This window comes from Chryseobacterium lathyri (genome assembly GCF_030812195.1).
GTDB lineage: Bacteria > Bacteroidota > Bacteroidia > Flavobacteriales > Weeksellaceae > Chryseobacterium > Chryseobacterium lathyri_A.
The window spans coordinates 1,097,843-1,122,182 of record NZ_JAUSSF010000001.1; the positions used below are offsets into that span (position 1 = coordinate 1,097,843).

The following is a 24,340-nucleotide window of genomic DNA, read 5'->3' on the forward strand; positions in this document are numbered from 1 at the left end:
GACGGCTTTAATTAATTATTTAAAGATTAGCTTGATGTGTTTCAGAAAAACATGCTTCTTTATAGTCAAAAACATTATCACTCAGCATTTTTTGCAAATATTCCTGAATGTCAGAGTAATTTACGGATGGGGGAACATCAACAGCTATGATGGTTTGACCATCCATGCCTTCCCATGAACAACCAAATTCTTCTAAACTCTTTAAAACATCCTCTATCTTTGTGTCATCAAACATTACAATTTGTATTGTACTGTGTTCTGATGCTTTAATTATATCTTCAAAATAAAAATCCCCATCATCATCTTCTACTGAAATGATGTCGTTAAATGCAAGATTAGGTGCAAAAAAGGGTATATTTTTTATTTGATATTCTGAATCACTTTTTTGCTCAATCCACAGCCTTTCTTCAGCTATTTTTTCGTCTACATCATAATAAGTTACAATGACTTTACTATTCATAAGACTATAATATTCATGTTCTAAACAAGATTCTTCATATGTCCAGATATTTCCTTCGCCTTCATCTAAATACTTTTTTATTGGTGCATATGTGACATCTTCGGGAATATTGACAGCAATTATATTTCTTTCCAAAAGAACTTCACTATTGCATCCTCTTTCCTTTAGCCAACTTCTCACTTCTTCTATCTTATTTTCATAATCATTGTAAATGAAGATTCTTACCGTTGTATTTCCTGAGTTTGCAACAAAATCTTCAAAATAATAAAGTCCATCATCTTCGTCTATTGTTGCTTCAATGGTATCTCCAAGCGAAATTCTTTCTGCAATAAAAGGAATATTGTCAACAATGAAGTTATCCACATCTGCTTTACACCATAATGATTCGGTCTGGTACTCTTTTTCGGCAGTTTCTTGCACAAAAAACACTTTGATTCTATTTTTCATGTTTTTTATTGTTGCTTATTACTCTTTATATCCTTCTATTTTCCAATTATCATCTTTACTAGTTCTCCAAGCATGATTTTCATTTTCCATAGTCAATATTTCATTGATACTGGAATCTATTTATAGGATCTCTTCTAAACTTACTACTCTGGCTTCATCTTCAGAAATATTTTTCTCTGGTCCGAAGAACTACCAGTCTCCTTCAATATCCTTAAAAACAGAAACAATTGGGGAATTATTTTCTAATACAAACTTTGTTGTTATAACTGCTAAATTGCTCATATTTAAAATTTAATTAAAAGGTCACATTTTTTGTGACCTCTTCTCAATTTATTCAATCTTATCTAATTCCTCATTGAGGTCTCTGCTAAATTCTTCAAGGTTCACTACAAATCCAGATTTCCCATTGACTGGAAATACATTTATTAGATAATTTTCGGAATTAATAACATCAAATATATTATCTCTCAAATCATCTAAAGTCAATTTAAGGGGGGGGGGTACAATCCTCCCAACCTTCCTGCAGATCTAAAGAAACAAATTCTTCGGCAGGCCAAAATGATATTAGGCTAAACTTATCAACTTCCGAGACGGCATAATCGCCATCCTCGTCAACAATTGTCCAAAGCTGTTCAAAATCTGCAACTTTCTTAATGAAGTATTCATACCTTTTGAAAGGTTCTAATTTTAAGACATTTTCAATTTCTTTACTATTCATAGTATTCCTATTTTATTAATTTGTTCTAATTGATCTATAGGAACTAATTCGAGATATCTGTTTTCACAGTATATTTTAAAGTCTTGCAAATTATTCAAATACGTTATATAATAGTCAAGCAATTCATTTTTATTATTCAATTAATTATAATTTTTAAAACGTTTACTTTTTTTCAGAAAGTTCTCCTGGAATACTAGGATGCTGGGATTTAGGAAATAATTCAAGATATCCGTTTTCTCAGTATATTGGAAAGTCATGCAAATTATTCTTCTTCAACCAATTCTAAAAATAAATCTTGTAAATCTCCATTAATTTTATTGTTATCATTTTCAGTTGTTAGACTAAACTCATTTTCTATCCCTTCGGCATAGGTAGTTCCATCAATTATTCCTAATACATGTGATAGTGTGTTAATTTCTACAATTTTCAAAAATTTTAAAAAGATTTCCTTTTCTTCCTTGGAAAAATTTATATAAAGGGGTAAGATACCCTTCCAAACAGGATCTGTGGCTTCATTTGTTGTATCTAATAAATTTTGATACAATTCCAAATTCCCGTTAATTACATCTCTATTGAGAACTTTTACTAATTCTTCTGGTTTCATATTATTTTTTTAACTTTTTATTTTATAAAAGCATTAGGATACATTGTTTTTTTATTTGAAATAATCCCAGTAATATACTATTAATACCTTTTTGATCCTTGTATCTTGTCCAAGTAAAATAATATCTTTGATCTAAATTTAGATTAAAAAATGATAACATATATTAATGAAGGTGATGTTTTTAGACTAGAGGGTGTTTCTAATTTTGCACATGGCTGTAATTGTGCAGTGCTATTGGAAAAGGGATAGCATTGCAATTCAAAATGAAATACCCTAAAATGTATAAAGAATAAAACATTATGCCAAGAAGGTTTGTTTTTATTAGGAGATATTTTTATTTATAAAGGCCGCCTTTGAAAAAATGTTATTGTATTCAAGTTCGAATAATATTAATAAAATATCATTGCCTAAAATTGGTGCCGGATTAGGTGGATTAGATTGGAATGATATAAAAAGAATAATTGAAAAATTATCTGAAAAATATCCCCAAATAGATTTATTGATTGTTGAAAACTATAAGATTAAATAAGGCCCCAAATGGGACCTTATTTCTATTATTGATCATTCCAAGCACCTTCAAAATCTTCCTTTGTAATAAAGTCAGAATCCTGCAAATCAAGTTCTTCAAGAGATTGATCGTATAGCATAGATTCTCCCTGCTGTGGAATTTCTGGCGTTAAAAACACTTTTCCTTTAGAGCTAATCTCAATTTGCCTGATTGCTTCTCCGTTTTGAAAATGTACATAAAACCATATACTTTCTTCTTTCCAAAATTTTTTCACAAATAGTTCATGTATGTTTTTATCCATAATGTTTCAAAATTTTGTTTTCATTTTCAGTTTGAGACAAATCCCAATACCACCATTTACCCGGATTATTCCTTTCTTTATTAAATCTTCTTAGATAAGCTATTCTAAACAAACTCATAAGCAATATTAGAACTTTTTGTTGTTCATTATTAGGTAAACTAACAAGTTTTTTTAAGTTCTGAGTTGCGACACCTCCTTTTTTTAATAAAATGCACGGTGTGTAAGTGGGTCTTAATTTACTTTCTTCAATAGCTTGCTCTATATCATCATTATTAGGTTTTGATTGTAAAATAAGATGAAGTATTTCTTCTAGATAATTCTTCTTATTTTCTATATCTAAGTTATTAAATAAGTTTACCAAAAGGTCTATTGTAATGATCCCTTGTCCGTATTTATTAATCAAAATTTCCTCAGCGATATTTAACATATTTTATATATTACTCGATCGATACTATTTTTAATATTTCTATTTCGCCAATAGGTGTTACTCCTTCTGTAAAGATTAACCTTTCTCCAACTTTAAACTTTTCTCCTAAAAGTTCTTTCAATAAAAAATTAATTTCTACTTCATCAATTTCTCCTGGAAAAAAAGAATCTTTTCCATTAGGAAGTACAATCCTTCCAGATGTAAGACCCCTTCCTAGATCAAAGGCTGGTCTGTAACCACTTTTAAAGGGTACAGTTCTTACATTTTCATACAAGTGTAATTTTGCTTTTATTGTTATCATAATATAAATTTTAAGGAATTGGACTATAATTTAACGGAGTAATTATCTTAATATCTTGTAATATATTAGTAGGTATTGCAATTGTTTGAATTCTATCCATTTCAAATCTAGTTGCCTGTTTCATAATACTATTTGGAATTTCTGCTTTAATTATAGTATTTGCTGTTTTATCCCATGGATAAAATGTTTTTGAAAAGTAAGAAGCATCCTTCGGATTTGTTGTAAAAAGCTTTTCAAAAAAATATCCTCCATTAGGATTTGCCCTTATTCCATTTTTAGTTATATCTGCTAATTCTACAGGAGAGACAGATCTGTAAAGAGTTGTCATTTCTGCTCTTTCTATTTGTGTTCCAGCTTTTATAATCCCCGGAGCAGCTCGCCCTCTTATCAGAATTATTGCTAAAGCTGCAACACCTAATGCCTGGGTCTGGGTCTCAGGTTCAATATTGTTAACAATTAAGATACCCAACACATCAAACATACTGTCAAGCATCATCGCCTTGCCAGGCTGTCTCCACGCCTTATCCAATTCCTTCATCTTGAAGCCCTGGCTATCGACGTGCGTTATTTTTGTCCTGGTAAAAACAATCTCCTGAATATCGGTAGGGCTGTTTCCTTTAGCACCATCACCTATCGTAGTCGCATAAACAGTTCCACCAGCTGAATTGGAAGTAGAACCACCCCAAGCGCCCCAAGAGCCAAAATAGGACCAAAAATCGCCACCACTTTCTTTATTTCCCCAGGCAGTTAAAGCCCCTGCCAACCTGCTTACATTACCACCAGATTTCAGATAGCTAAATAGGCCCTGTATATCTTTTCCAGTAAATTCCCATCCTCCAGCAACTGGGTTTACATCTCTACCATCTGGATCAATAAATGATACAGGATTGTTAATCACATAAGCATAGGGACTAGCCGGATGGTAAGATTCTGCCAACTCCCTAACTTTGGAATATTACTAAAATATTATTTTACACAATGATTCATATAGGAAAGTCCAAGAAAAGATTTAAGATCTATTATTGGAACTCCCTTATTTGAGGGATCATCGAGCTTTTGAACAGTACCATCCCTCCAATGAGTAATAGAACTTTTTAAGATACTCATTTTTGTATTGCAATTAATCTGTACATAAAATTCAGTAAATGCTATTCCAGGATTATTTTCTATAGTTTCTTGTATTTTATGCCATAAATATACTTCATTTCCATCCTTACTATCCGACTTTTCATATATTTTACTATCATATTGTCCTTTAGCTAGAAATCTATACTCATTTTCTTTTTGAGCATACATGGATATAAATGTAAAAAAGCTTATTACAAATAACTTATGCTTGCCTATCATATAACTAATATTTTCACTCATAAAAAACTATTTAAATTACTTGTCTAAAATTAAACCATTAATTTCTGTACTATCAACCTTTATAGGTAATTCATTGATTTTCCATCCATTTATAGGAACTGAGGAAAAATTATTTATAGGATAAATATCTAAAAGAACACTATTTTCAGGTACTATCGAATCAAAAACTAAAAGATATTTTTGTCCCTTTCTTAAATCTAAATTTATAGTATTAGAGTATTTCCTATTATTTACAAAATATTCATAATCTACACCTACTCCATTAGTATCTTTATGATGCCAATCACTTATTACCAACGCTGTCGTATATTTTTGTCTTTTCGCTAAATTTTTAAGACTACTTAAGGAGTTTAAATACCAATAGCCAATTATAATAGCGAGTATGAAAATCAAAATCAAATGGAAATTTTTATTAATTATCTTTTTCATTTTTTTATTTTATTTTCTATAACAATATCAGTTGTATTAAAATAAACCCCAGGTAATAAAGTGGTTCCAAAGTAACCACTTAAGTAACCATTTGTCAAGCCATTATAATTTCCCACTCCCATTCCAAAAATACCAGTTAATGCTTTTGCACTATTCATACCAATGTCTTTCATAAAGGCTTTTTCCCACCATCATAATAGGAAGCTCCAAAGTTATTAAGCATATTACCTCCGTATTTTTGCTTCCATTGATAGAACGTAGCAGCTGAGAGCCCATGCTCTCTGCAGATATCCTTTGTGGCCTTTCCTGACTCATATTCCTTGAGAATATTGACGATTTGATGTTATGAAAACTTGCTCTTTTTCATAATATATAACAAACTAATTTAATATTTTTAATTTGTCTGAAAAACAGGTAAGTCTACCTAGCCACTGTAATTTCCTGAAGCATCAGTAACGGTATTGAGCCTATTTCCCGTATAAGTATAGGTAAGATTGTCAATAAGCTGCGCTGTTCCTGAACTACTTTTCCCGTTTCTCTGCAACGAAGTCATATTTCCGTTCAGATCAGATAGCGTTGCTTTCCATAATTAGTTTTTGCCATATTTTATAAAATCATCACCAACACATTTGACACTTGAGTAAACTTTTACATGCATAAGGATTCCAATTTTCTATTAAAAAACAAATAGAGTGACCAAACGATCACCCTATTCTATAAAATTATTGTTGATTATTCTTCACTAACATCCATTAATAAAAAAAACAACATTTGTGAAACGTTACCCATATTTGGTACATTATCTATTATTTTCTACAATAATTTTGATAAGTAATTCCAGCTATTGAGCCTGATTCTGTTATTGCAACTATTTTAGGGATACCACCTGGCGGATCTATTTTTTGAATTGTACCATCTCTCCAATAAGTAGTTGATGTGTTTAGCATATAAGTTTTTTCCTCACAATTAACCTGTAAATAGTATTCCGTAAATGCAACTCCCGGATTATTTTCTTTGGTTTCTTCTATCTTATACCAAAGTTTTATTTTATTACCTTCTTTACTTTCAAACTTTGAATATATCTTGCTATTATGCTGTCCTTCAAACAAAAATTTATACTCATTAGTATTTTGAGCGTAAATTAGAGATGATAAAAAGAAACTTATTATAAATAATAATTTATATTTTCCCATTAATTTATTTATGTTAAAATTTATTTGTCAAGTGATTCAAATTCTACATGGATATTATTTACAGGCAATTGTTCATGAAATCCTTCGCAATAATAAAGCGTGTCATTTTCTATTTTTGTAAGATATATTTTTTCAAACTTTTCTTTTGAAATTTGATAATCCATATTATTCTTATTGATTCGTAGCACTAAAAAATAATTTTCTTTTTGCTTTTTAGATATTTTAAAATACTTAATAAAATAATAGAACTCATTATCTTCTAAATAATTGTCAACAATTATATTTTTACTAATTTTAGTGTCATTAATAGCTAATTCACCTACCCAAGGTCCTCCCATATTTATTATTTGATCGGGATTTTTAAAAATTATATCATTATTCATATTAAAAAAATTTAAGGAATAAAAGGTATTCTTTCAGGACTATAAAATTGAAGCCATGTGCCTAACCCATTGTTTGGCTGTAGGCCAACTAATCCAACTCTAATATTTGTACCTTTTGGAATCACTTGGCTTGACCATTTTCCTAAAGTAGGTTGGAATTCAGGAGTAATTTGTAACATATTTCTTCCAAACCATTCATATTTTGTTAACGCTTTAGGTGCAATTGTACTCCATTTAAAGGTTTCATATTTTAATGTATTTTCAGACGCATATAATCCTACTCTAAGATTAAATGGTAGTTTAACTCCAATAGAGCCTCCCAAAAACCCATCAGCTGTAGTAATTTTACTTAAAGCATTACCTATATATCTTCCAGCACCAACAGCTCTCCAACCAGCTGAAAAGAAAGCACCACCAGCAAATTGTGCAGGTAATTCTAAAAACAAGAATCTTTCAAATTCTGCAACTTCTCTTGATGCTTTAGAATTCAAAATATACTGTCCCATATTACTACTGTTCTGATCGTAGTTCCACTCCATTAAAGCTCCTGTGAGCTTACTCATCATAAGATAACTATTGTAGCCGTAATTCTCAGTATTATTCCATGTATTAACCGTTCCTCTTGCATTGATATTAACAGGTGGAATATTAAAATACATTCCATCCGGTCCGCCACCTATTCCTGTAGATGCTCCACCAAAAGAGAAATTAGTAGGAGCTCCTTCATAGCTCATATTACCTCCCCAGTTGCTTACAAAGCCATTTCCTGTATTGGTCCAGATTGTGTTATAGCCACTCTGAGAATTTTTGTAAAAGTTCATCACCCAATCTTCACTTACTCTTCCATCCGGGTCATACATATTAACCGGGTTATTCATCACGTAAGCATAAGGAGAAGCAGAATGATAGCTCTCAGAAAGCTGGTCCATTCCATTCCATCTTCCCAACTCCGGCATATACTGTCGCCAGCCGTAATCAAGGTTTCCGGTACTTTGAAGCTCTTTTCCGTTGTAAAGATATTTAAATTTATTGTTGGTTGTATCACCTGTATTATACCCTGCATGTTTTGACCCAAACGGATAGTAGTTATTTTCTTCCAATATAGTTGCTCCTCCGTTTTGTCCTTTCGTATATGAAATTCTTACGTTTCCTAGATGATCTCTATATTGATATACATACCTGCTGTTGGCAAAATCATAATATCCTTCCTCATTGGCAAGAATAAACGAAGTATCTGTTCCGGTAAGGCTGTTAGAGGTGTACTGGAAATTTCCAAGGTAATCTGTAACTTCTGTACCATGTCGCATCTGTAGTTTTGTCCCATCAGAACCATAGATATAATTTAATGATCCTCCCTTATTAGATGAAGCAATTGAAGAAGGAAGATTGAGGAAATTATAGGTGATTTTTGTGTGCCCTTTATCAAGATGTTCTAACATATTTCCGTTAGTATCATATTTTATGATTTGCCCTACACCTGCTGCCAGAGGGTATCCACTGGTTCCGTTTCCACTTCCTGTTTCTTCAAGATATTGAAGCTGATTGCCACCGTTAAGGTAATTATACTTAAGGTCATCCATCACCTCCGCTATCCCGTTGATACCCCCACCAGTCCTGTTAAGTGTTGTAATATTACCATTCAGATCATAATTGATGACCTCACTGTACTCTTTAGAGTATGGATTACTGCCATTCTGGAAAAACCCAGCACGCAGTCTTTGCGCTCCATCATAAACATACCCATATCTCCTTATCGGTTCATTGGAGCCGTAAGCTGTCTTCCAGTCAACTTCAGCAATACTGCCGTTGTACTTAGGTTTTACTTTCAAACTGCTGTGCGAATTGTTCGGGACTTCAGGACCTTCTACTGTATTATATTTGATTTTGTATACAAAAAGCCTGTTAGCTGTAATGCTTAAATCCGCAGCATTAATTCCGGTTAGCCATCCTCTTATATTATACGAGTAATCAATGCTCTGAAGGCCTCCACCTATTTTTTTATTGATGACCTGCCCCAAATCATTATAGGTATAATCCGTTAGCAATTCTTCAGGTTTGGAATTAATCTGCTGGTAGTGTTTCGATAAAAAACTCTGTGGGCTATAAACAAACCTGTCTTTAACTGTGATTTCTGTTGATGTTGTTTTTTTCGAATGATAAGTAAAAGTTTCTAATGGTCTTCCTGAAAAATCTAATAGAGATTCTGTTCTTGTAAAACCTCCTAGTGGGTTCTTACTCTCACTTCCAATTGGTTGGGCTAATTGATCATACCAAGCGACATCCGAAGACCATTTATCATTCTCAATATTCCGCACATAGCTTACCGTAGGCATTGTTTTTAAACTCCTAATGGAAGAATGTCCGTTGGAGACAATGGTTAAGGGAGAAGCTCCCAAAACTGGTTGAGTCAGTATCTGCGAAGGAAGAGTTGGAGAACCTTCAGGATAGTCATCATAATAATTGGCACTCAATACAGTTATATTTACGGTAGGGAATGCTTCTTTGGTGTAGTAAATATTGAGGCTATTCTGTACAAACGGAGCAGTACTTCGTTTCTTGTTGTTGAGAATATTTGCAGACATATTATTCAGAGCTGTCTGCGTGCAGACCCGTACTTATCTCGAACCTGTAACTACCTCCCAGTCCAGCGCAAAGCAGATGCGTAAAATTGAATATTATGATGGAGTAGGAAAATTAAAACAAATTGTAAACGTAAAAATAACCCCACAAGGTAGAGATGTTGTGATCCCAGTCATCTATGATGGCTTTGGAAGACAAACAAGAGAATATCTTCCTGTACCTCAGTCAGGAACACAGGATGGGCTTATCTATACTCAAAACCCAGGGCTGGTTCCGTTTCCTGTAGGGGATCCACAAAACCTTTATACGAATGAAAGAGTTTTTTCAGAAAAAGTATTGGAAAATTCACCGCTGGACAGGATCCAACAACAGGTTCAGGTAGGAAATGACTGGACTTCAAAGCCCGTAAAATTTGATTACGATACCAATATAGCTGGTGAAGTAAAGAAGTATATTGCTACTTCTTCAGGTGCCACTTCTTCCGGGATAACATTATCAGGAACCTACGGAGCCAACCAGCTGTATAAAAATACCATAACTGATGAAGACGGCAATAAAACCATAGAATTTAAGAACGGACAAGGCCAGGTATTATTAATCAGGAAAGTGATAAGCAGTACAGAAAATGCGGACACTTATTATGTATACAATGAATACAACCAACTGGCTTTTGTTATTCCGCCTAAAGCATCTGCCACTGCAGATCTCACCACGGTGCTCGGGAGCTTATGCTATATGTACCGGTATGACGGAAGAAACAGGCTTGTACTTAAAAAACTTCCGGGAAAAGGCTGGGAATATATGGTCTATGATAAACAGGACAGGCTGATCATGACGCAAGATGCTGTAATGGGAGCTTCAAAACAGTGGCTCTTTACTAAATATGACCAGTTTGGAAGAGTAGCCTATACAGGAATATATACCAGCTCCCAGGCTTATGGTGTGGCAGGAAGAGCTGCAGAACAGGCCTTAGCAGATGCCAAAGGCAGTAACAATGTAACCAGAGCCTCTACAGCAGGCTTTACCAACAGTGGATTGGATGTATATTATGATAATGGTTCTGCCAGCTATCCAAGTTCTGTTACTAGACTGTTAAGTGTCAACTATTACGATACCTACCCTCTTTACAGCTTCAATCCAGCTTTTCCTTCCACAATTCAAGGAGAACCTGTATTAACTCAAACTCCATCAGCCGATGGGAGAAGCACCAAAGGATTACCTGTAATGAGTTTGGTTAAAAATATCGAAGATGACAGCTGGACAAAAAATTACATCTATTATGATACCAAAGGCAGACCTGTTGGAAGCTATTCCATTAATCATCTGGGAGGCTATACGCAAACCGACTCCAAACTGGATTTTGCAGGTGCTGTTCAGAATACTATAACCAAGCATCTGAGAAGAGCAAATGAACCAGAGGTAATGGTAAAAGAACGTTTTGATTATGATGCCCAAAACAGGCTTTTAAAACACTATCATCAAGTTGATTCCTGGCCAGAACAATTATTGGCAGATAATACCTATAACGAATTATCTCAATTATCCAGTAAAAAAGTGGGTTCAACAAATGGCGGATCCCCATTGCAAAGCATTGATTATGCTTATAATATCAGGGGTTGGATGACTGATATTAACAAAGAGCAGATGGCTGTTCCCAATTTAGGAGGAAAATTATTTTCGTATAAAATCAAGTACAATCAGAAAAATGGTATCACCAACCCTGATCCCGTTTTATTTGCAGGAAAAGACGTAAAATCAAAATATAACGGAAATATTGCAGAAGTAGATTGGAGAGCTGTTGAATCTCTGGGGGCCAACCCTCCCATAGAACCCAAAAGATATGGATATGCCTATGATAACCTAAACAGATTAACAGCAGGATATTACCAGAACCCCAATAATGCAGGGAGCAAAGAAAACACAGAATCATTGGATTATGATTTGAATGGGAATATTACCAATCTTTACAGAACATCTGTGATGGAAAACGGTAATACTACTGCCACTGTGATTGATAATCTGGGATATACCTATTTGGGGAATCAGGCTGTAAAGATTAAAGACAACAGCAATAACAAAACCGGATATGAAGGTACCATGGGCTCTGCTATTAATTATGATTTGAATGGGAATATGAAGAGTATGATGGATAAGCAGATTACAGGAATCAATTACAATTACCTGAATCTCCCCAATACTGTGGATATTGGCCTTGATCCGATTACTACTCAGATAAAAACAAAATACAGGGCTGATGGCATCAAACTAAGAAAAGAAAGCACAAAAACCATGATAGGAGTTGCTGGAGCAACCTGGACAAAGGAAACGACAGATTACCTTGATGGGTTTCAGTATCTGAATAAAACCTCTTCGGATGGTGGAGCTATTGAAATGTTATCTACGGTTCCAATGGAAACAAATCGTGCATTGGAAATGCAGGCCTTTAGCCTGATTCCTATTGAAGTTGATCCTATCCCTATAGATCCGATTATTACAAACCCTCATAATCCTGAGCTGCAGTTTTTTCCAACAGCAGAAGGGTTTTATGATTATCAGAGAAAAATGTATATTTACCAATATAAAGATCATTTAGGGAATGTACGGGTAAGCTATACAAGAAATAATACCACAGGATCGCTTGAAATAACGGATGCCAATGACTATTATCCTTTTGGGATGAATCATTTAAAGACTGGAAATGCTATTTTCGGGGCTGGAAAGTATCAAAATTACAAGTACAACGGAAAGGAAATTCAGGAGACTGGAATGTATGATTATGGTGCAAGGATGTATATGCCGGATATTGGAAGGTGGGGCGTTTTGGATCCACTGACAGAGAAGATGAGGAGATGGTCACCTTATAATTATACAGTAAATAATCCCATTAATTTTACAGATCCTGATGGAAGATGGGTTAGAGGTGCTGGATTTTGGAATAATCTCACAAAGTCAGATGCTAGAATTTATGCAGAAAGTGGGCAGATAAATTAGGTTCAGGTTCTTATGGTATAGCTGTTAATAAAGGTAATAAAGGCATATGGAATGTAAGTTCTCACACTACTAATTTAAGCATTACTGATACTTTTAATTCAAAAGGATATGTTAGTTCATTTTATGTTGGAAGTGCTGAAGGTGGAGGGATAGGTGCTCCACCATCATCTATTGATCCGTGGGGAGCTACCATTGGCTCAGTCCCAGAACCCCGAGGGAAAACTGATATTCAGATGATGGTTGCTGAAAACCCTTTGATTCAGGGGGCAGCATTAGATCTTTTGACTGCTGAAACAGGAAAATTCATGAGAGGATTAATGCAAACTGAGAGTGAGATTGTAAGAGTAGGTCATACCACACCATGGGCAGAAATGGCAAAGGCTGAGCGCCGCGCTTTTCAGCATAGTTACACAAGACATGCTTCGGAGTTTGATCTTCCCAACTGGTCACAATCTCAAGCTGATATCTTACAAGAATTATTTAATAATACTGTAACAAATGTTCGAAGTGCTGGTGCAAAGAGTTTTTTTAATTCAAAAGAATTAGTGAATGGAGTTAAAACCACAGTTAATAGAACTGAGCCTATAATTCATGGTCAAAAATATTTTTACTACGAAACCCTTCAAGGTAAGTTTATTAGTGCTGGAAAAATACCTTAAATATTAAAATTTTAATTATGCCACAATATATAGATTCATATTATCTTGTTGATACTAGAAAATTAGAAATTGTTTATGATTTTTTTTCAAAGTATTTTCCATTAGGAGTAAAGGAATTAGCTATAGATTATCCATTTCCTGAATTTTCTGATTTGCCAGAAAAAATTTATCACTCAGTAAGAGAGCTATTGGTGCATTTGGAAGATAATATAGATTATGAGTATACAATCTATTTTGATAATAAGGATAGATCAGCAACAATTAAACAAATAACATTACAATATACTGATGATGGAAAAATAATTTTTGGGGTGTCTATTATTGGAAATGATCCATCGTTAATTCAAGAAATTAAAACTATTAAGGACATTAAAAATTATTTAAATTCTAAAAATGCTTGTGCTACAGTTGAAGAACTTCCTCCTATAAATTCAAGTGAATTTGTTGAATTTTGTAATGAAAGATATAGAATATAGTAACCTACTGCCCATATTCTATCACAAAATCCAAATAAATCTGTTAAATAGAGGGTATAAATACTTTATAAAAAAAGTAGCTGATTGAGATATTTTTATACTCTCACAGCTGATAATGGAGGTTACGTAGTTTCAAGAATTGACAAGGAAAAATTGTTCCCTTTATGGAGTGCGTAAGAATACACATAACTTTGTAAGGTTAATGGATGGAAGAATTGTGAAATTAAAAAGTTAGACTTGGCCCCCCACTCCCGCACGATTGCATCCTGTGGAGATAAAAATAAGAGGCTGTCTCAAAAGTCCCCCCTTTCTTGGAATCCTGTCTGACAACTTTTGTTGTTTAGGAGATTTTCAGAACGTCAGCTTATCTTTTGAAACAGCCTCTTTGCTATACTGGGGTATTCTGTTGGGAGGGATTATAATGTCAGATAAGAATACATGCAATGTTAAATATTTGCTTTTGTCAATAAATTTCACTATATTGATATATGAAAAAAATTGAAAATCAAGGTATAACACATGCAAGTAAAGTTAACGAACGAACAAGAGCTATGGAAGTTCTTGAAAAAGCAAAGCAAACACAAGGGAAAATTACATTCTTAAGGCAAGGGGCTGGTAGAAACTTTAAGCCAAAAAATGAAGAGTTCTAAATTGATTTAGCTTATATTAGAAGAATAGTATCATTGCCTACAGAGAAGAGCTAGAAAAACAGGTACTCGAAATAATAAAAGCTGGACTCATCCACACCGCAGTTCACAATGGTAATCTATTCAGCGATTTTAATGAAGTTTCCCCCGGGTTGACGACAAAAGAAAAGTTTGAATTTTTAAAATAAATGGCAGATGAAAAGGAAATAGCTATCCGGGAAGGAGCAAATAATATACTTTTTATGATGTCGAAATAAATCAAGGCGTAGGTCAAAACCCCACGCCTTTTTATTTTGGGATATGTAGATCATCCCGGGTAAGGGAGTATTTTCAATAAAGTCATAAAGCAAGGCCGCTGCCGGAACCGGAAGGCTGTCTGTATAATTTAGTTTAGAAAATGCAGCTAAGGAAAAAGTTCAAGCTCGTATGATTCAACCACGTTTAGATAAAGATTACATATATGTCTTTATGCCACTATCTAATAAAAATTGGGACTTCAAAAAAGAAGAATTACTTTTACGATGTGATGTTGCAAGATACTTAAATCCACAAATTCAAAAAGTTATAGGAGTTGCTGTTGGAAAAATATTAATCAATAATACAGAAGCTCCCATATTTGACATTTGCTATATTGATATTCCAGAAATAACAAAAGACTTTGAAGATCATGTAAAAAAAGTACAAAAAGAATTAGGATACTTTGTAAATCCAAGATTTTCAGAAATGTAAAAAGAAACTTAACTCTCCGAAGTTTTCTGAATTTGAAGCCATTTTAGAAAAATTTTTTTTTTATTAACTCAAAATCGGAAAGCTTTCCTCAATTCCAAGCCAAATCATTTCCCGAATCATTTTATTTATAAATTTGTGTTAATTAATTATCAAATGTTCAATGTATGAAGCTTTTTAATGTTATTAATTCTGAACAAAATTATGGAAAAATTAAAATTCAAAAGGATATTTTAAAAACAAATCCAAATTGGCAAAAACATTTCAAAGAAATTGAGTTAATTGATTATCAAAATGTAAAAGTCAATATTTACATTCATACTTACATAGATTTTTTAAAAATTTTCAAAAACTTGGAGTTTAATTATTACCTAATAGAAAAAGAAAAAAACAAATTTTTAACATCGGAGAAATATATTGAAAAGAATTATTTTGGTGACATTAAAATTTTAGAGACCATTCTTTTTTCAAAGAATGGTCAAGAAGAGCATAACGGACAACTTACTCGGGATGAAGAAATATCTCATTTCCCAAAACATTTTGAAGTTATATCAGGTGATTTAATTTATACTTATGATAAAGTACAAGAAAAAGTTATCGATTATGTTTTCATAATAAGTGGAAGAGATTTCTATCAGTACAATAAAAAAGATTATTTTAATAATTTATATAAATTTTTGAAAGAAGATATTTACTTATTGTTCAGTGAATTAGAAAAAAATCATCTCGCAACTCTAGAACGACAATTAAATGGAAACAATCTTATATCTCAAAATAAATTTTCAGACTTTATAAATGAAGTAGAAGTTTTTAAAGCTACCGCATTATCAGATTTCGAAATTAATATTACAAAAAATGGAAATCACGATTACAACTATTTTTTGAATTATATAAACTCTTTAGAAAATAAATTTGACAACAATAATTTAATCAAATATATAATAGTTTCTTATTTCACCGAAGATGATGTAATTAATTATCTCCAAAATAGTTTTAAAAATTTTAAGGAAAAATATATTTATGCAACTATATCTGATTACTTTAAAAAAGATGAAAATTTCAATTTTTTCGCCAGTCGACTAACAGAAATTGATTATCATATCCTAGGAAACAATCTGTACGAAGATTTCTATTCTTTTAGACCTAAAGATAAATTTGATGAATGTGGTACATATAAAAATCATTTAGTATACTATTATGATAAAACTTTCTATTTTTTTGAATCAAAATATTTTGATTCAGATAATATTGACATGCACTTTAAGCATATGAACAAAATATTTAATAGAGACAGGGAAAATCTCTTACGACACAATACTACTGGCCATAAAGGTGATGGCTTAGAAAAGAAACTTACCACAAAAATAGAGTCTCTATCTTCAAAACCTATGAATATTTCAGCTCCGCAGAAAATAAAAATTAAAGGTAGTTTACAATCAATTGGGTTTCTGTTTTCTGAATTAATCGAAAAAGGGTTCATTGAAGCTCCTAAAAGAAACGGTAAGGATAATACAAGCGCAATTTCTAGAATGATTTTAGACCATTTTGAATTTATAGATAAGGAAGAACAACCAAAACCCGAAGATATACGCAAAACTCTTTTTACAGAAAATAAACTTTCATCTGATAAACAAAATCAATTTAAAATTCCTCACATTAAAATTATCAATACGGATTAAAGAAGTAACATCCTAATTTACAAATAATTATTATATTTCCTGGATAAACTGGATACTCGTTTGGATAACATTTATACTCAACAATAATTAATCTTTGCATTATCAATTAACAAATATTGCAAATGAGTATAATTACATTTACTGAAAAAAATCAGACAAAATTTAATGAAGAAATCTTAACAAATTCCCATCAAGAACACCAAAGTAGCAGTATTTTTAGAGATACTTCCGAAATACAAATCATAGTAGCTTGTTACTTAATTTTCAAAATGTTTCGAAAAATCAAAATGAATTTTGAAATAAATTTCAGAATTTCTGCAAGAAACAATAAACTAAAGTAATTATAAAACCTTACTGTAATTAAAATGTAATTGACTTAAAAGAAATAAATTCTCAAAATTGCAAGAAAAAATTATGATTACAGATAATATTTACTTTACACAAAAAACTTATCTAATTCTTCAGCAAATAGAAAATGAGATTAATGATGCAATAATCGCCGAAAAATTTTTATTCTCAAAATTTACCCGAGAAGAAATTTATCCCGTATACTGCTCTATTTTTTATGAATTTCCATATAGAATAATTCCTAAAAATGACTTTATTGGTATATCTATAAATGCACTAGAAGTATTAGATGGTGGCTATTCGTTTGATCAACATAAGGATAAAAATATACTATATGATTTCCAAATTCAAGAATTTTTAGAAAGAAGGAAATCTTTTGATCCAAAAGAATATGCAGAAACTGTTGACTTTTTTATGGATGAATTTTTTAATAGGCTAGTATTTCATTTTGATAAGTTTATAGAAAGTTCAAAGAAATTTCCTTTTTTTCTTGGTATAGATGATGAACATATTATATTATTGAATTTGATAAAACATTATAAATCCACACTTTCAAACGAAAGTATTCAGATCGATTTTTTTTGGGCAATACAATTGCCTAAGAAAATAAATGATCAGTTAGTACTATTACTTATTGAATACTTAGAACAGCGAGTAGCAATTTTAAATGTAAAAATAACTGATATAATATTCGAAAATAAAAACAGTATTTTCCCAGAGTTTCAAAATAAAATAATATGGAACGGTTCACAGCAACAGCTTTGCGAATTATTTTTAAAATTGAAGGACAATAAGTGGATTGAGAATTTTGAAGTAGGTAACTTGAAACTATTTGTGAGCTCACTATGCAATTTATTTGATATAAAAAAGACTAAGAAAAAAGAAACATCAGATGAAATAAATTCTCTTTATCAAATTTTTAAAGGGGAAATAATTGATGGAAGGAAGGTCTATCCATTTTTAGATAAACCTCGATATAAAAATGTTATTGAGGAGATGAATAAAAACTAGAACTTAAAGTATTACATATTATACAAACTTGAAAATTAATACATTATTCGGATTTTTTGCTTTATGGGAAACCATAAATATATGTGCACAAAGGTTTTGTATATTTGGTAAATAACAAAATTTTATGAGAACTGAAAACCCAGAATTAGCAAAGATTTTTACCGATTGTGCAAAAAAAGCAAAAGAACAGGTAAATCTATGTATGTACCCTGGATGTAATGAGAAAGCAATAAACTCTCATATTATGCAAAAAAATGGAATTCTATCATCATTAGCAGATGATCAACATTTATGGGAATCTGCTGTAGACCATTTCAACGCAGAATATATTGGATTTAAAAGAAAGGGCATTAATAAAATATATACATTTTTAGGTTTTTGCAATAGACATGATACTTCTGTTTTTCAAAAAATAGAATCAAAAGATAAAATTGATTTTAATGATTATGAGTCATGCTTGCTATTTGCATTAAGAACAGCTTGCAATGAATATCGTATTAAAGAAATAGTTATTAAACAGCAAGAATGTACTTTAAATCATCCTGATACAATTTCAAATGGAATGTTAGAAATTTCAATTAAACAAAGTAAAATTGGCCTTTGTGATTTATCTTTTTTAATTGATTCCATGTGGAATGATCTACAAAAAAATACTGAAACATTTGTTTTTGAACATAGAGAGATTGAATTATTTGAATTATGCCTAAATTCAATTTATACTTATGATACATCTCAAGAAATACAGGATCACATAATTAGGTATGGAAAAGATATGGACAGAACTTCAGAAATTTTCATTTCATTATTTCCCTATAAAGGAAAATCAGTTTTGTTAATGGGTTACCATAAAGAAGATCTATTAAAAGTTAAATCTTTTGTTAATTTATTTTTCAAGGAAAATGAAAAAAGATTAAGAAGAAGACTTTCGAGCTTGATTACTTTTAATTGTGAAACTTGGGTATGCTCTAATAATTTATATAAAAGTAAGTTTGAAGGTTTAGATTCTGAATTTTTTAAAACAATGCTTTTTTCAGGACAAAATGGAAATGAACGCAAAACTTTTAATGTAAATATTTTTGCGAAAGGTTTTAAAGAGGAATTTAAAAATTTTGTAAAAAAAAACATAGGCTAATATTCTATATTGCCAGGTTTGCTGAATAACTAAACCATTGAATTATTATGATTGAATTTTATTTCTTATTACCACGATTTGTATATTATAATATTTACAATTGCTTTATTAACTTCAAATTCCATCCTCAATTATAAATAGCTATGAGATTTGAACTACAATTTAAAGTTTATGGAAATTTGAAGATCATAAATGATTACATTGAAATAAAGCGTAATCCTTATACAATTAAACTTTTCAAAGACAATTTTCAATTTTACATTTCTATTTCGAAAAGAATTGATGAAAATTCAGACTGTCTTCCTAAATTACATTTTAACAATAGAATCAAAGAAGTTATTTTACCTAGAGAGGCTTCTTATAGTGAAATGCTTGAATATATAAATCACATTGAATCTTTTGCTGCAACAGATAATAAAATTGAATACATTGACAAAGGAAATCTGGAGCTAAAATGGATACCTGAAAATGATGAAGACCATTTTTCTCCTATTACAAGTTGTAAGAAAACTTTAGAAACTGAACAAGAGCTTGAAGCTCTATCGCAAAACTGGTTAGTTCAAACTGTTTTGCATAAAAGACATTTAGGTGAACTATTTATTCCATTTTCTTTTTTCAAAGATGCAAAAAGAATGTTCTATTTCGCAAATTACCAAACATCATTCTGCACATTTTATTTGATGCTAGAATATTTTTTTCACGATAAAAAACGAGGTTGGGCAATCAACAATAATGCGTACAAGCAAGATCTTTGCTTGCGTAGCAGTCTTGATAAAACACTAAACCAAATCAAATTGTATCCCGACCATCTAAGATGGTTATACGACGAGCTAGAACTAAAAAGAAAGAAGTATGATGAGGAAGGTTTACTGACAATTCTTATTGCATATAGAAATGACTTTTCACACGCATCAGATAAAAATAAAAATAGAAACATTTTTAATGAAAATAAGTATTTTTCATTAGCATTTGTAACGTTAGTCCTAAGCAATTTTGTTGTAATTAAAAAACGCCTTGCTCCATTTGTTAGTCCTTCTGAGCTCGATGATTTTTACAATAAATAAACCGAGGAATAATGATTTTATATTATTATTAAATCTTCAACAGCAATTCTGATATCTCGACTTTTAGAAAAGTGCAATAAATTAAAAAGATCTGTATTTCAAATAAAGTATAATAATGATAATCTACCTTGATTTAAACATCTTTGACCGATTAGAAAAAATTAATCTGCTTGAAGAAGAAGAAAAGATTGAGTACACCAATTTGTTAACTTTAATTTCTAACGATAATGTAGAAGTTCCTTACTCAAATGCACATCTAAATGATTTATTGAGAGGTTGGAAAAAAAATCCTTCTTATATTGACGGTCATTTAAAAAACATACAAAAACTCACTAAAGACTTGTGCATTTGCCAATACTGGGGAGAAAAAGATATTTGGTGGCATAAAAGAGATATTTTTGAATTTTTTAATTCTAAAAAAGATGAATTAGATATTTTTGATGAAACTCTAGATGAACTTTTTGATTTTGGCTTGGGTGATAAAAGCCCTATCCACTTGACGAAAAAATTGCCCCTCCCTAACGAATGGGTATCAAAGATCACTAAAGATAAATTTGCTCAATTAATGTTCCCTACAACAATTCTTGAGAAGTCATTATATAGCTTGTTTGCTGACCTATATAGTTTTCAAATCAAACTCAAGTCAGACTACAGTTTTTATAAATTATTTAAGGCTCAATTATCCAAAAATATTTCATCTTTAAAAGGCAATAAAGATGTTGTCAATTATATGAGGAATAATGATCAAATTCCTAAACATTTAAAAAATGATTTCTTTGCAATTGCTGATACCTACAAGCCAAAATTTGAGATTAAAGAGAATGACAACGAATCTTATTATAAAGTAATTGAAACATTTTATACATTCGATTTACAAGGATATAAAAGTGATGCAAATTTTAATAATATGTTTGATGATGGTCTACATACATTCTATGCTTCACATTGTGACGTTTTCGTGACCAATGATGATAGATGTAAATATAAAGCTGAAAAAACATTTGAAAAACTTAAAATAAATACATTGGTATTAAAGTCGAATGAAATAAATCAAATTAAAAACCTCAAATAGAGGTTATGACAATTCCAAGTTTTAGTAAAAATTGAATCTCAATATTAATCATCTTAATAACATAAACTGGAGAGCAATGGGGTTTCTTTTATAGCTGCATTATTGGGAAGCAGTCAGAATAAAAAAGAATTCATCAATACTCAGACCGAAATCCCAGATTTATCAGATTTTAGATTAGAGGAGGAACAGGAACAATCTCTTATGCAATCTACCACCCTTCTTTTTACTGAACTTGCTGAAAAGTTGGAATTAAAGAATGAATTGGCTTTACTCAAACTGGAAATCGATAAGATCAAAACAGAGCATCATCATTTTACAGATGATGTCGCGTTGATAACGGAAATCCGTTTTAAAAAGAATGTCAGTTCAGATCAGCTGCTTTCTTTATGGATTACGTTGGAAGACTATGAGAAAACAGGTAAGAGATTTTACTGGTGGCGAAAACTCATATTTTCTTTTCTGTATGGGGTCAGAGATAAGATTTTTTACACCTTATCATATGAAGAGATGATCAGAATTGTCCAGGCAAAATACTATGGTGTAAAAATTTCAGAGCTTAGTCTCAGAAAGCAGGAGCTGCAAAATACATTACAGCATTTTTACTTCCATGATAAAATGAAAGAATATACGGAAGGATCGATGCAGCTGTTTAAAAACAAACTCTACCAAAAATATAAAGGAGAAAAACGTTCAGAATATACCGAATGGGATCTTCGTTTTAAATCAGAAGAATTTATTAAAGATTATCCTGTCATTATGAGTACGACGTACTCTCTAAGAAGAAGCCTTGCTGAAAATGTAGTTTACGATTATGTAATTGTAGACGAATCTTCACAGGTGGACCTTGCAACAGGTGTACTCGCATTATCCTGCGCAAAACAGGCCGTCATTGTAGGAGATTTAAAACAGCTTCCAAATGTAGTAGATTCCGAGACAGCAGAAAATACAGATCAGATCTTTAAAAACTACGATATACCGGAACCTTATCGTTATTCCAGTCATAGCCTGCTTTCTTCTATCATAGAAGTATTTCCGAAGGTACCTAAAACACTGTTAAAAGAACATTACCGCTGTCATCCTAAAATCATTGATTTTTGTAACAGTAAGTTTTATAATGATCAGTTAATCATACTTTCGGAGGGACAGACGGAAAGAGAGCCTTTATTAGTCTATAAAACAACTGAAGGTAACCATGCTCGCCAGAGAGAAAATCAGCGGCAGATTGATGTGATTATTCAGGAAATCATTCCACAACAAAAGCTGGAGGGTGTGAATCTGGGAATTGTAACACCTTACCGTAATCAAACCTTAGCACTGCAAAGAACATTTCAAGGAACAGATATCAAAGCCGATACGGTAGATAAATTTCAGGGAAGAGAAAATGATGTAATCATTCTCTCTACAGTAGATAATGAAATCTCAGAATTCACAGACAATCCAAACCGCCTGAATGTAGCCATTTCCAGGGCCAAAGACCAGCTTATTCTATTGGTAAACGGAAATGAAAATGATAATGACAATAACATCTCAGATCTGATCCGTTATATTGATTACAACAATTTCAAGACCATTAACAGTGAGATACATTCAATTTTTGATTACCTGTACAAAGGGTATGAAGAAAAAAGAAGAGCGCTTTTATCGGATCAAAAAAAGAAATCTGTTTTCGACAGTGAGAATCTAATGTATGCGTTGATCAAGGAAGTTTTGTCCGACGATCAATTTTCGAAATATGGTGTTATTCTGCATCATCCATTGAGAAATTTACTTTTAGATTTTTCCAGATTAAATACTGAAGAAGAAAAATATGCTAGACATCATGCCACACATCTTGATTTTCTGATTTATAACAAGCTAGGCAAAAATCCTGTGTTAGCTATAGAAGTTGATGGGTATGAGTATCATAAAACGGAAAGCCGACAAGCTGAAAGAGATCGTATGAAGAATGAGATTTTGGAAAAGTATAAGGTTCCTTTAGTAAGATTTTCTACAACGGGAAGTGGTGAGAAAGAGAGGTTGATCAAAGCTTTAAGAAAGCTGCAATCGTAAGATGTAAGAGACTATGGAAAACCTTTCTTTGGTAAATTCATATCTTATCCGTCATACCTACCACCTTTTTTAAGATGTAACATCTTAAACTCTAAACTGTAATTTTTCTGATCTTTTTCATACTATTAAAGGCAAAAGGGTATAAGAATCGTGTCCAAAAAAGGCAGTAACTCAATGTTGACAATATTTCAAAATTTTAAACAAATAAGTAGTTATAAAAAAATAAAACCCTCGCTTCCAAGGGTTTTATTTTTAATAATCTGCACAACAAAATGCAGAATAATATTTATATGAAAATCTCTTCTTGATTGTTAAGATATATATCTGTAAAATCTTCAAAATTATTAGCAACTACTTTATATTCTTCTCCACAAAAAGTAAAAATGCGATTTGTCGAAGGTAAAGTATCAAATAATTCTATTCCAAAAGAGTAAAGATTGAATTCATAATTTCCAAAAATAAAGACATTCTTAAGTTTTTGAAAATCCAATCTATGATACTCTGGTATTCCGTCCCAATCTTTAAATTCATTAAATACAGTATTGATCCTGTCAATACTATAAAATTCATATAGATTCTCTAATGGACTGCCCCCGCTACCGTTTATTAATAAAAAATACTGCTTGAGATCTGAAGGTACTAATACCTTGTTATTATTTTCAAATTCTTGTATTTGAAAATTATTGGCGACTGTAAAATTATTTACCCCTTCATGTTCAAAATGATCTCTAAATAAAATCAATCGGTTTTGTTCTTTATCGTCCATA

Annotated in this window: 28 protein-coding genes; 12 read left to right on the plus strand and 16 right to left on the minus strand. The window is 31.6% G+C overall.

Features of this window, described 5'->3' with window-relative positions:
- Window positions 1–19: 19 nt before the first annotated feature.
- From J2T03_RS04960 to J2T03_RS04970, 3 genes are all read right to left on the minus strand, one after another.
- The gene (locus J2T03_RS04960) at window positions 20–907 is read right to left on the minus strand and encodes a DUF4265 domain-containing protein (protein ID WP_307209784.1); all 888 of its coding nucleotides are present in this window, start codon (window positions 905–907) and stop codon (window positions 20–22) included.
- 487 nt (window positions 908–1,394) lie between these two features.
- Window positions 1,395–1,625, minus strand: coding sequence for a DUF2750 domain-containing protein (locus J2T03_RS04965; protein WP_307209785.1), 231 nt, complete (start codon window positions 1,623–1,625; stop codon window positions 1,395–1,397).
- Window positions 1,626–1,887: 262 nt separating this feature from the next.
- Window positions 1,888–2,229, minus strand: coding sequence for a hypothetical protein (locus J2T03_RS04970; RefSeq protein ID WP_307209786.1), 342 nt, complete (start codon window positions 2,227–2,229; stop codon window positions 1,888–1,890).
- Window positions 2,230–2,590: 361 nt separating this feature from the next.
- Between J2T03_RS04970 and J2T03_RS04975 the strand changes: the two genes are divergently transcribed.
- Window positions 2,591–2,758, plus strand: a complete 168-nt coding sequence (locus J2T03_RS04975) for a hypothetical protein (protein WP_373426875.1) — start codon at window positions 2,591–2,593, stop codon at window positions 2,756–2,758.
- Window positions 2,759–2,783: 25 nt separating this feature from the next.
- Here the strand turns inward: J2T03_RS04975 and J2T03_RS04980 are convergent, their stop codons facing one another.
- The 12 genes from J2T03_RS04980 to J2T03_RS05035 form a co-directional block, all read right to left on the minus strand.
- The gene (locus J2T03_RS04980; RefSeq protein WP_307209787.1) at window positions 2,784–3,038 is read right to left on the minus strand and encodes a hypothetical protein; all 255 of its coding nucleotides are present in this window, start codon (window positions 3,036–3,038) and stop codon (window positions 2,784–2,786) included.
- Window positions 3,031–3,465: a DUF5958 family protein gene (locus J2T03_RS04985; RefSeq protein WP_307209788.1), complete on the minus strand. Its 435-nt coding sequence runs from the start codon at window positions 3,463–3,465 to the stop codon at window positions 3,031–3,033. Before J2T03_RS04985 ends, J2T03_RS04980 begins: the two co-directional genes overlap by 8 nt.
- Window positions 3,466–3,475: 10 nt before the next feature.
- A complete protein-coding gene (locus J2T03_RS04990; RefSeq protein ID WP_307209789.1) occupies window positions 3,476–3,766 on the minus strand; it encodes a hypothetical protein in 291 nt (96 codons plus the stop codon).
- A 10-nt stretch (window positions 3,767–3,776) separates the two neighbouring features.
- On the minus strand, window positions 3,777–4,703 hold the full coding sequence (locus J2T03_RS04995; RefSeq protein WP_307209790.1) for a hypothetical protein: 927 nt from the start codon (window positions 4,701–4,703) through the stop codon (window positions 3,777–3,779).
- A 29-nt stretch (window positions 4,704–4,732) separates the two neighbouring features.
- Window positions 4,733–5,134, minus strand: a complete 402-nt coding sequence (locus J2T03_RS05000) for a hypothetical protein (RefSeq protein WP_307209791.1) — start codon at window positions 5,132–5,134, stop codon at window positions 4,733–4,735.
- Between the two features lie 15 nt (window positions 5,135–5,149).
- Window positions 5,150–5,563 carry a hypothetical protein gene (locus tag J2T03_RS05005; protein ID WP_307209792.1) on the minus strand — a complete coding sequence of 138 codons (414 nt, stop codon included), beginning with the start codon at window positions 5,561–5,563 and terminating at the stop codon, window positions 5,150–5,152.
- Window positions 5,560–5,736: a hypothetical protein gene (locus J2T03_RS05010; protein ID WP_307209793.1), complete on the minus strand. Its 177-nt coding sequence runs from the start codon at window positions 5,734–5,736 to the stop codon at window positions 5,560–5,562. The genes J2T03_RS05005 and J2T03_RS05010 overlap by 4 nt, the downstream gene beginning before the upstream one ends.
- Window positions 5,733–5,900: a transposase gene (locus tag J2T03_RS05015; RefSeq protein ID WP_373426899.1), complete on the minus strand. Its 168-nt coding sequence runs from the start codon at window positions 5,898–5,900 to the stop codon at window positions 5,733–5,735. The genes J2T03_RS05010 and J2T03_RS05015 overlap by 4 nt, the downstream gene beginning before the upstream one ends.
- A gap of 87 nt (window positions 5,901–5,987) precedes the next feature.
- On the minus strand, window positions 5,988–6,116 hold the full coding sequence (locus tag J2T03_RS05020) for a hypothetical protein (RefSeq protein WP_307209794.1): 129 nt from the start codon (window positions 6,114–6,116) through the stop codon (window positions 5,988–5,990).
- Window positions 6,117–6,369: 253 nt separating this feature from the next.
- Window positions 6,370–6,756 (minus strand): hypothetical protein, encoded by a 387-nt coding sequence (locus J2T03_RS05025; RefSeq protein ID WP_307209795.1) that lies wholly within the window; start codon window positions 6,754–6,756, stop codon window positions 6,370–6,372.
- A 20-nt stretch (window positions 6,757–6,776) separates the two neighbouring features.
- Window positions 6,777–7,139 (minus strand): hypothetical protein, encoded by a 363-nt coding sequence (locus tag J2T03_RS05030; RefSeq protein ID WP_307209796.1) that lies wholly within the window; start codon window positions 7,137–7,139, stop codon window positions 6,777–6,779.
- 11 nt (window positions 7,140–7,150) lie between these two features.
- Entirely contained in the window at window positions 7,151–9,721 is a 2,571-nt protein-coding gene (locus J2T03_RS05035; protein ID WP_307209798.1) for an RHS repeat domain-containing protein, read from the minus strand.
- On the opposite strand from J2T03_RS05035, the gene J2T03_RS05040 reads away from it, so the two are divergent.
- The 11 genes from J2T03_RS05040 to J2T03_RS05090 all read left to right on the plus strand — a co-directional run bounded on the left by J2T03_RS05040 (window position 9,699) and on the right by J2T03_RS05090 (window position 23,573).
- Window positions 9,699–12,710, plus strand: coding sequence for a DUF6443 domain-containing protein (locus J2T03_RS05040; RefSeq protein ID WP_373426876.1), 3,012 nt, complete (start codon window positions 9,699–9,701; stop codon window positions 12,708–12,710). The two genes, J2T03_RS05035 and J2T03_RS05040, sit on opposite strands and share 23 nt — an antisense overlap.
- Before the next feature lie 233 nt (window positions 12,711–12,943).
- Window positions 12,944–13,369: a hypothetical protein gene (locus J2T03_RS05045; RefSeq protein ID WP_307209799.1), complete on the plus strand. Its 426-nt coding sequence runs from the start codon at window positions 12,944–12,946 to the stop codon at window positions 13,367–13,369.
- Between the two features lie 17 nt (window positions 13,370–13,386).
- Window positions 13,387–13,845 carry a hypothetical protein gene (locus tag J2T03_RS05050; RefSeq protein ID WP_307209800.1) on the plus strand — a complete coding sequence of 153 codons (459 nt, stop codon included), beginning with the start codon at window positions 13,387–13,389 and terminating at the stop codon, window positions 13,843–13,845.
- Between the two features lie 488 nt (window positions 13,846–14,333).
- Window positions 14,334–14,495, plus strand: a complete 162-nt coding sequence (locus J2T03_RS05055; protein ID WP_307209802.1) for a hypothetical protein — start codon at window positions 14,334–14,336, stop codon at window positions 14,493–14,495.
- A gap of 423 nt (window positions 14,496–14,918) precedes the next feature.
- Window positions 14,919–15,221, plus strand: coding sequence for a hypothetical protein (locus J2T03_RS05060; RefSeq protein ID WP_307209804.1), 303 nt, complete (start codon window positions 14,919–14,921; stop codon window positions 15,219–15,221).
- A gap of 164 nt (window positions 15,222–15,385) precedes the next feature.
- Entirely contained in the window at window positions 15,386–16,897 is a 1,512-nt protein-coding gene (locus J2T03_RS05065) for a hypothetical protein (protein ID WP_307209806.1), read from the plus strand.
- A gap of 414 nt (window positions 16,898–17,311) precedes the next feature.
- Window positions 17,312–18,256 (plus strand): hypothetical protein, encoded by a 945-nt coding sequence (locus tag J2T03_RS05070; protein ID WP_307209808.1) that lies wholly within the window; start codon window positions 17,312–17,314, stop codon window positions 18,254–18,256.
- Window positions 18,257–18,380: 124 nt separating this feature from the next.
- On the plus strand, window positions 18,381–19,388 hold the full coding sequence (locus J2T03_RS05075) for a hypothetical protein (protein ID WP_307209809.1): 1,008 nt from the start codon (window positions 18,381–18,383) through the stop codon (window positions 19,386–19,388).
- A 143-nt stretch (window positions 19,389–19,531) separates the two neighbouring features.
- The gene (locus J2T03_RS05080; protein ID WP_307209811.1) at window positions 19,532–20,452 is read left to right on the plus strand and encodes a hypothetical protein; all 921 of its coding nucleotides are present in this window, start codon (window positions 19,532–19,534) and stop codon (window positions 20,450–20,452) included.
- Between the two features lie 115 nt (window positions 20,453–20,567).
- Window positions 20,568–21,524, plus strand: coding sequence for a hypothetical protein (locus J2T03_RS05085; protein WP_307209812.1), 957 nt, complete (start codon window positions 20,568–20,570; stop codon window positions 21,522–21,524).
- A gap of 102 nt (window positions 21,525–21,626) precedes the next feature.
- Window positions 21,627–23,573, plus strand: coding sequence for an AAA domain-containing protein (locus tag J2T03_RS05090; protein ID WP_307209814.1), 1,947 nt, complete (start codon window positions 21,627–21,629; stop codon window positions 23,571–23,573).
- Between the two features lie 286 nt (window positions 23,574–23,859).
- Here the strand turns inward: J2T03_RS05090 and J2T03_RS05095 are convergent, their stop codons facing one another.
- Entirely contained in the window at window positions 23,860–24,339 is a 480-nt protein-coding gene (locus tag J2T03_RS05095) for an SMI1/KNR4 family protein (protein ID WP_307209816.1), read from the minus strand.
- Between the last annotated feature and the right edge of the window lies 1 nt (window position 24,340).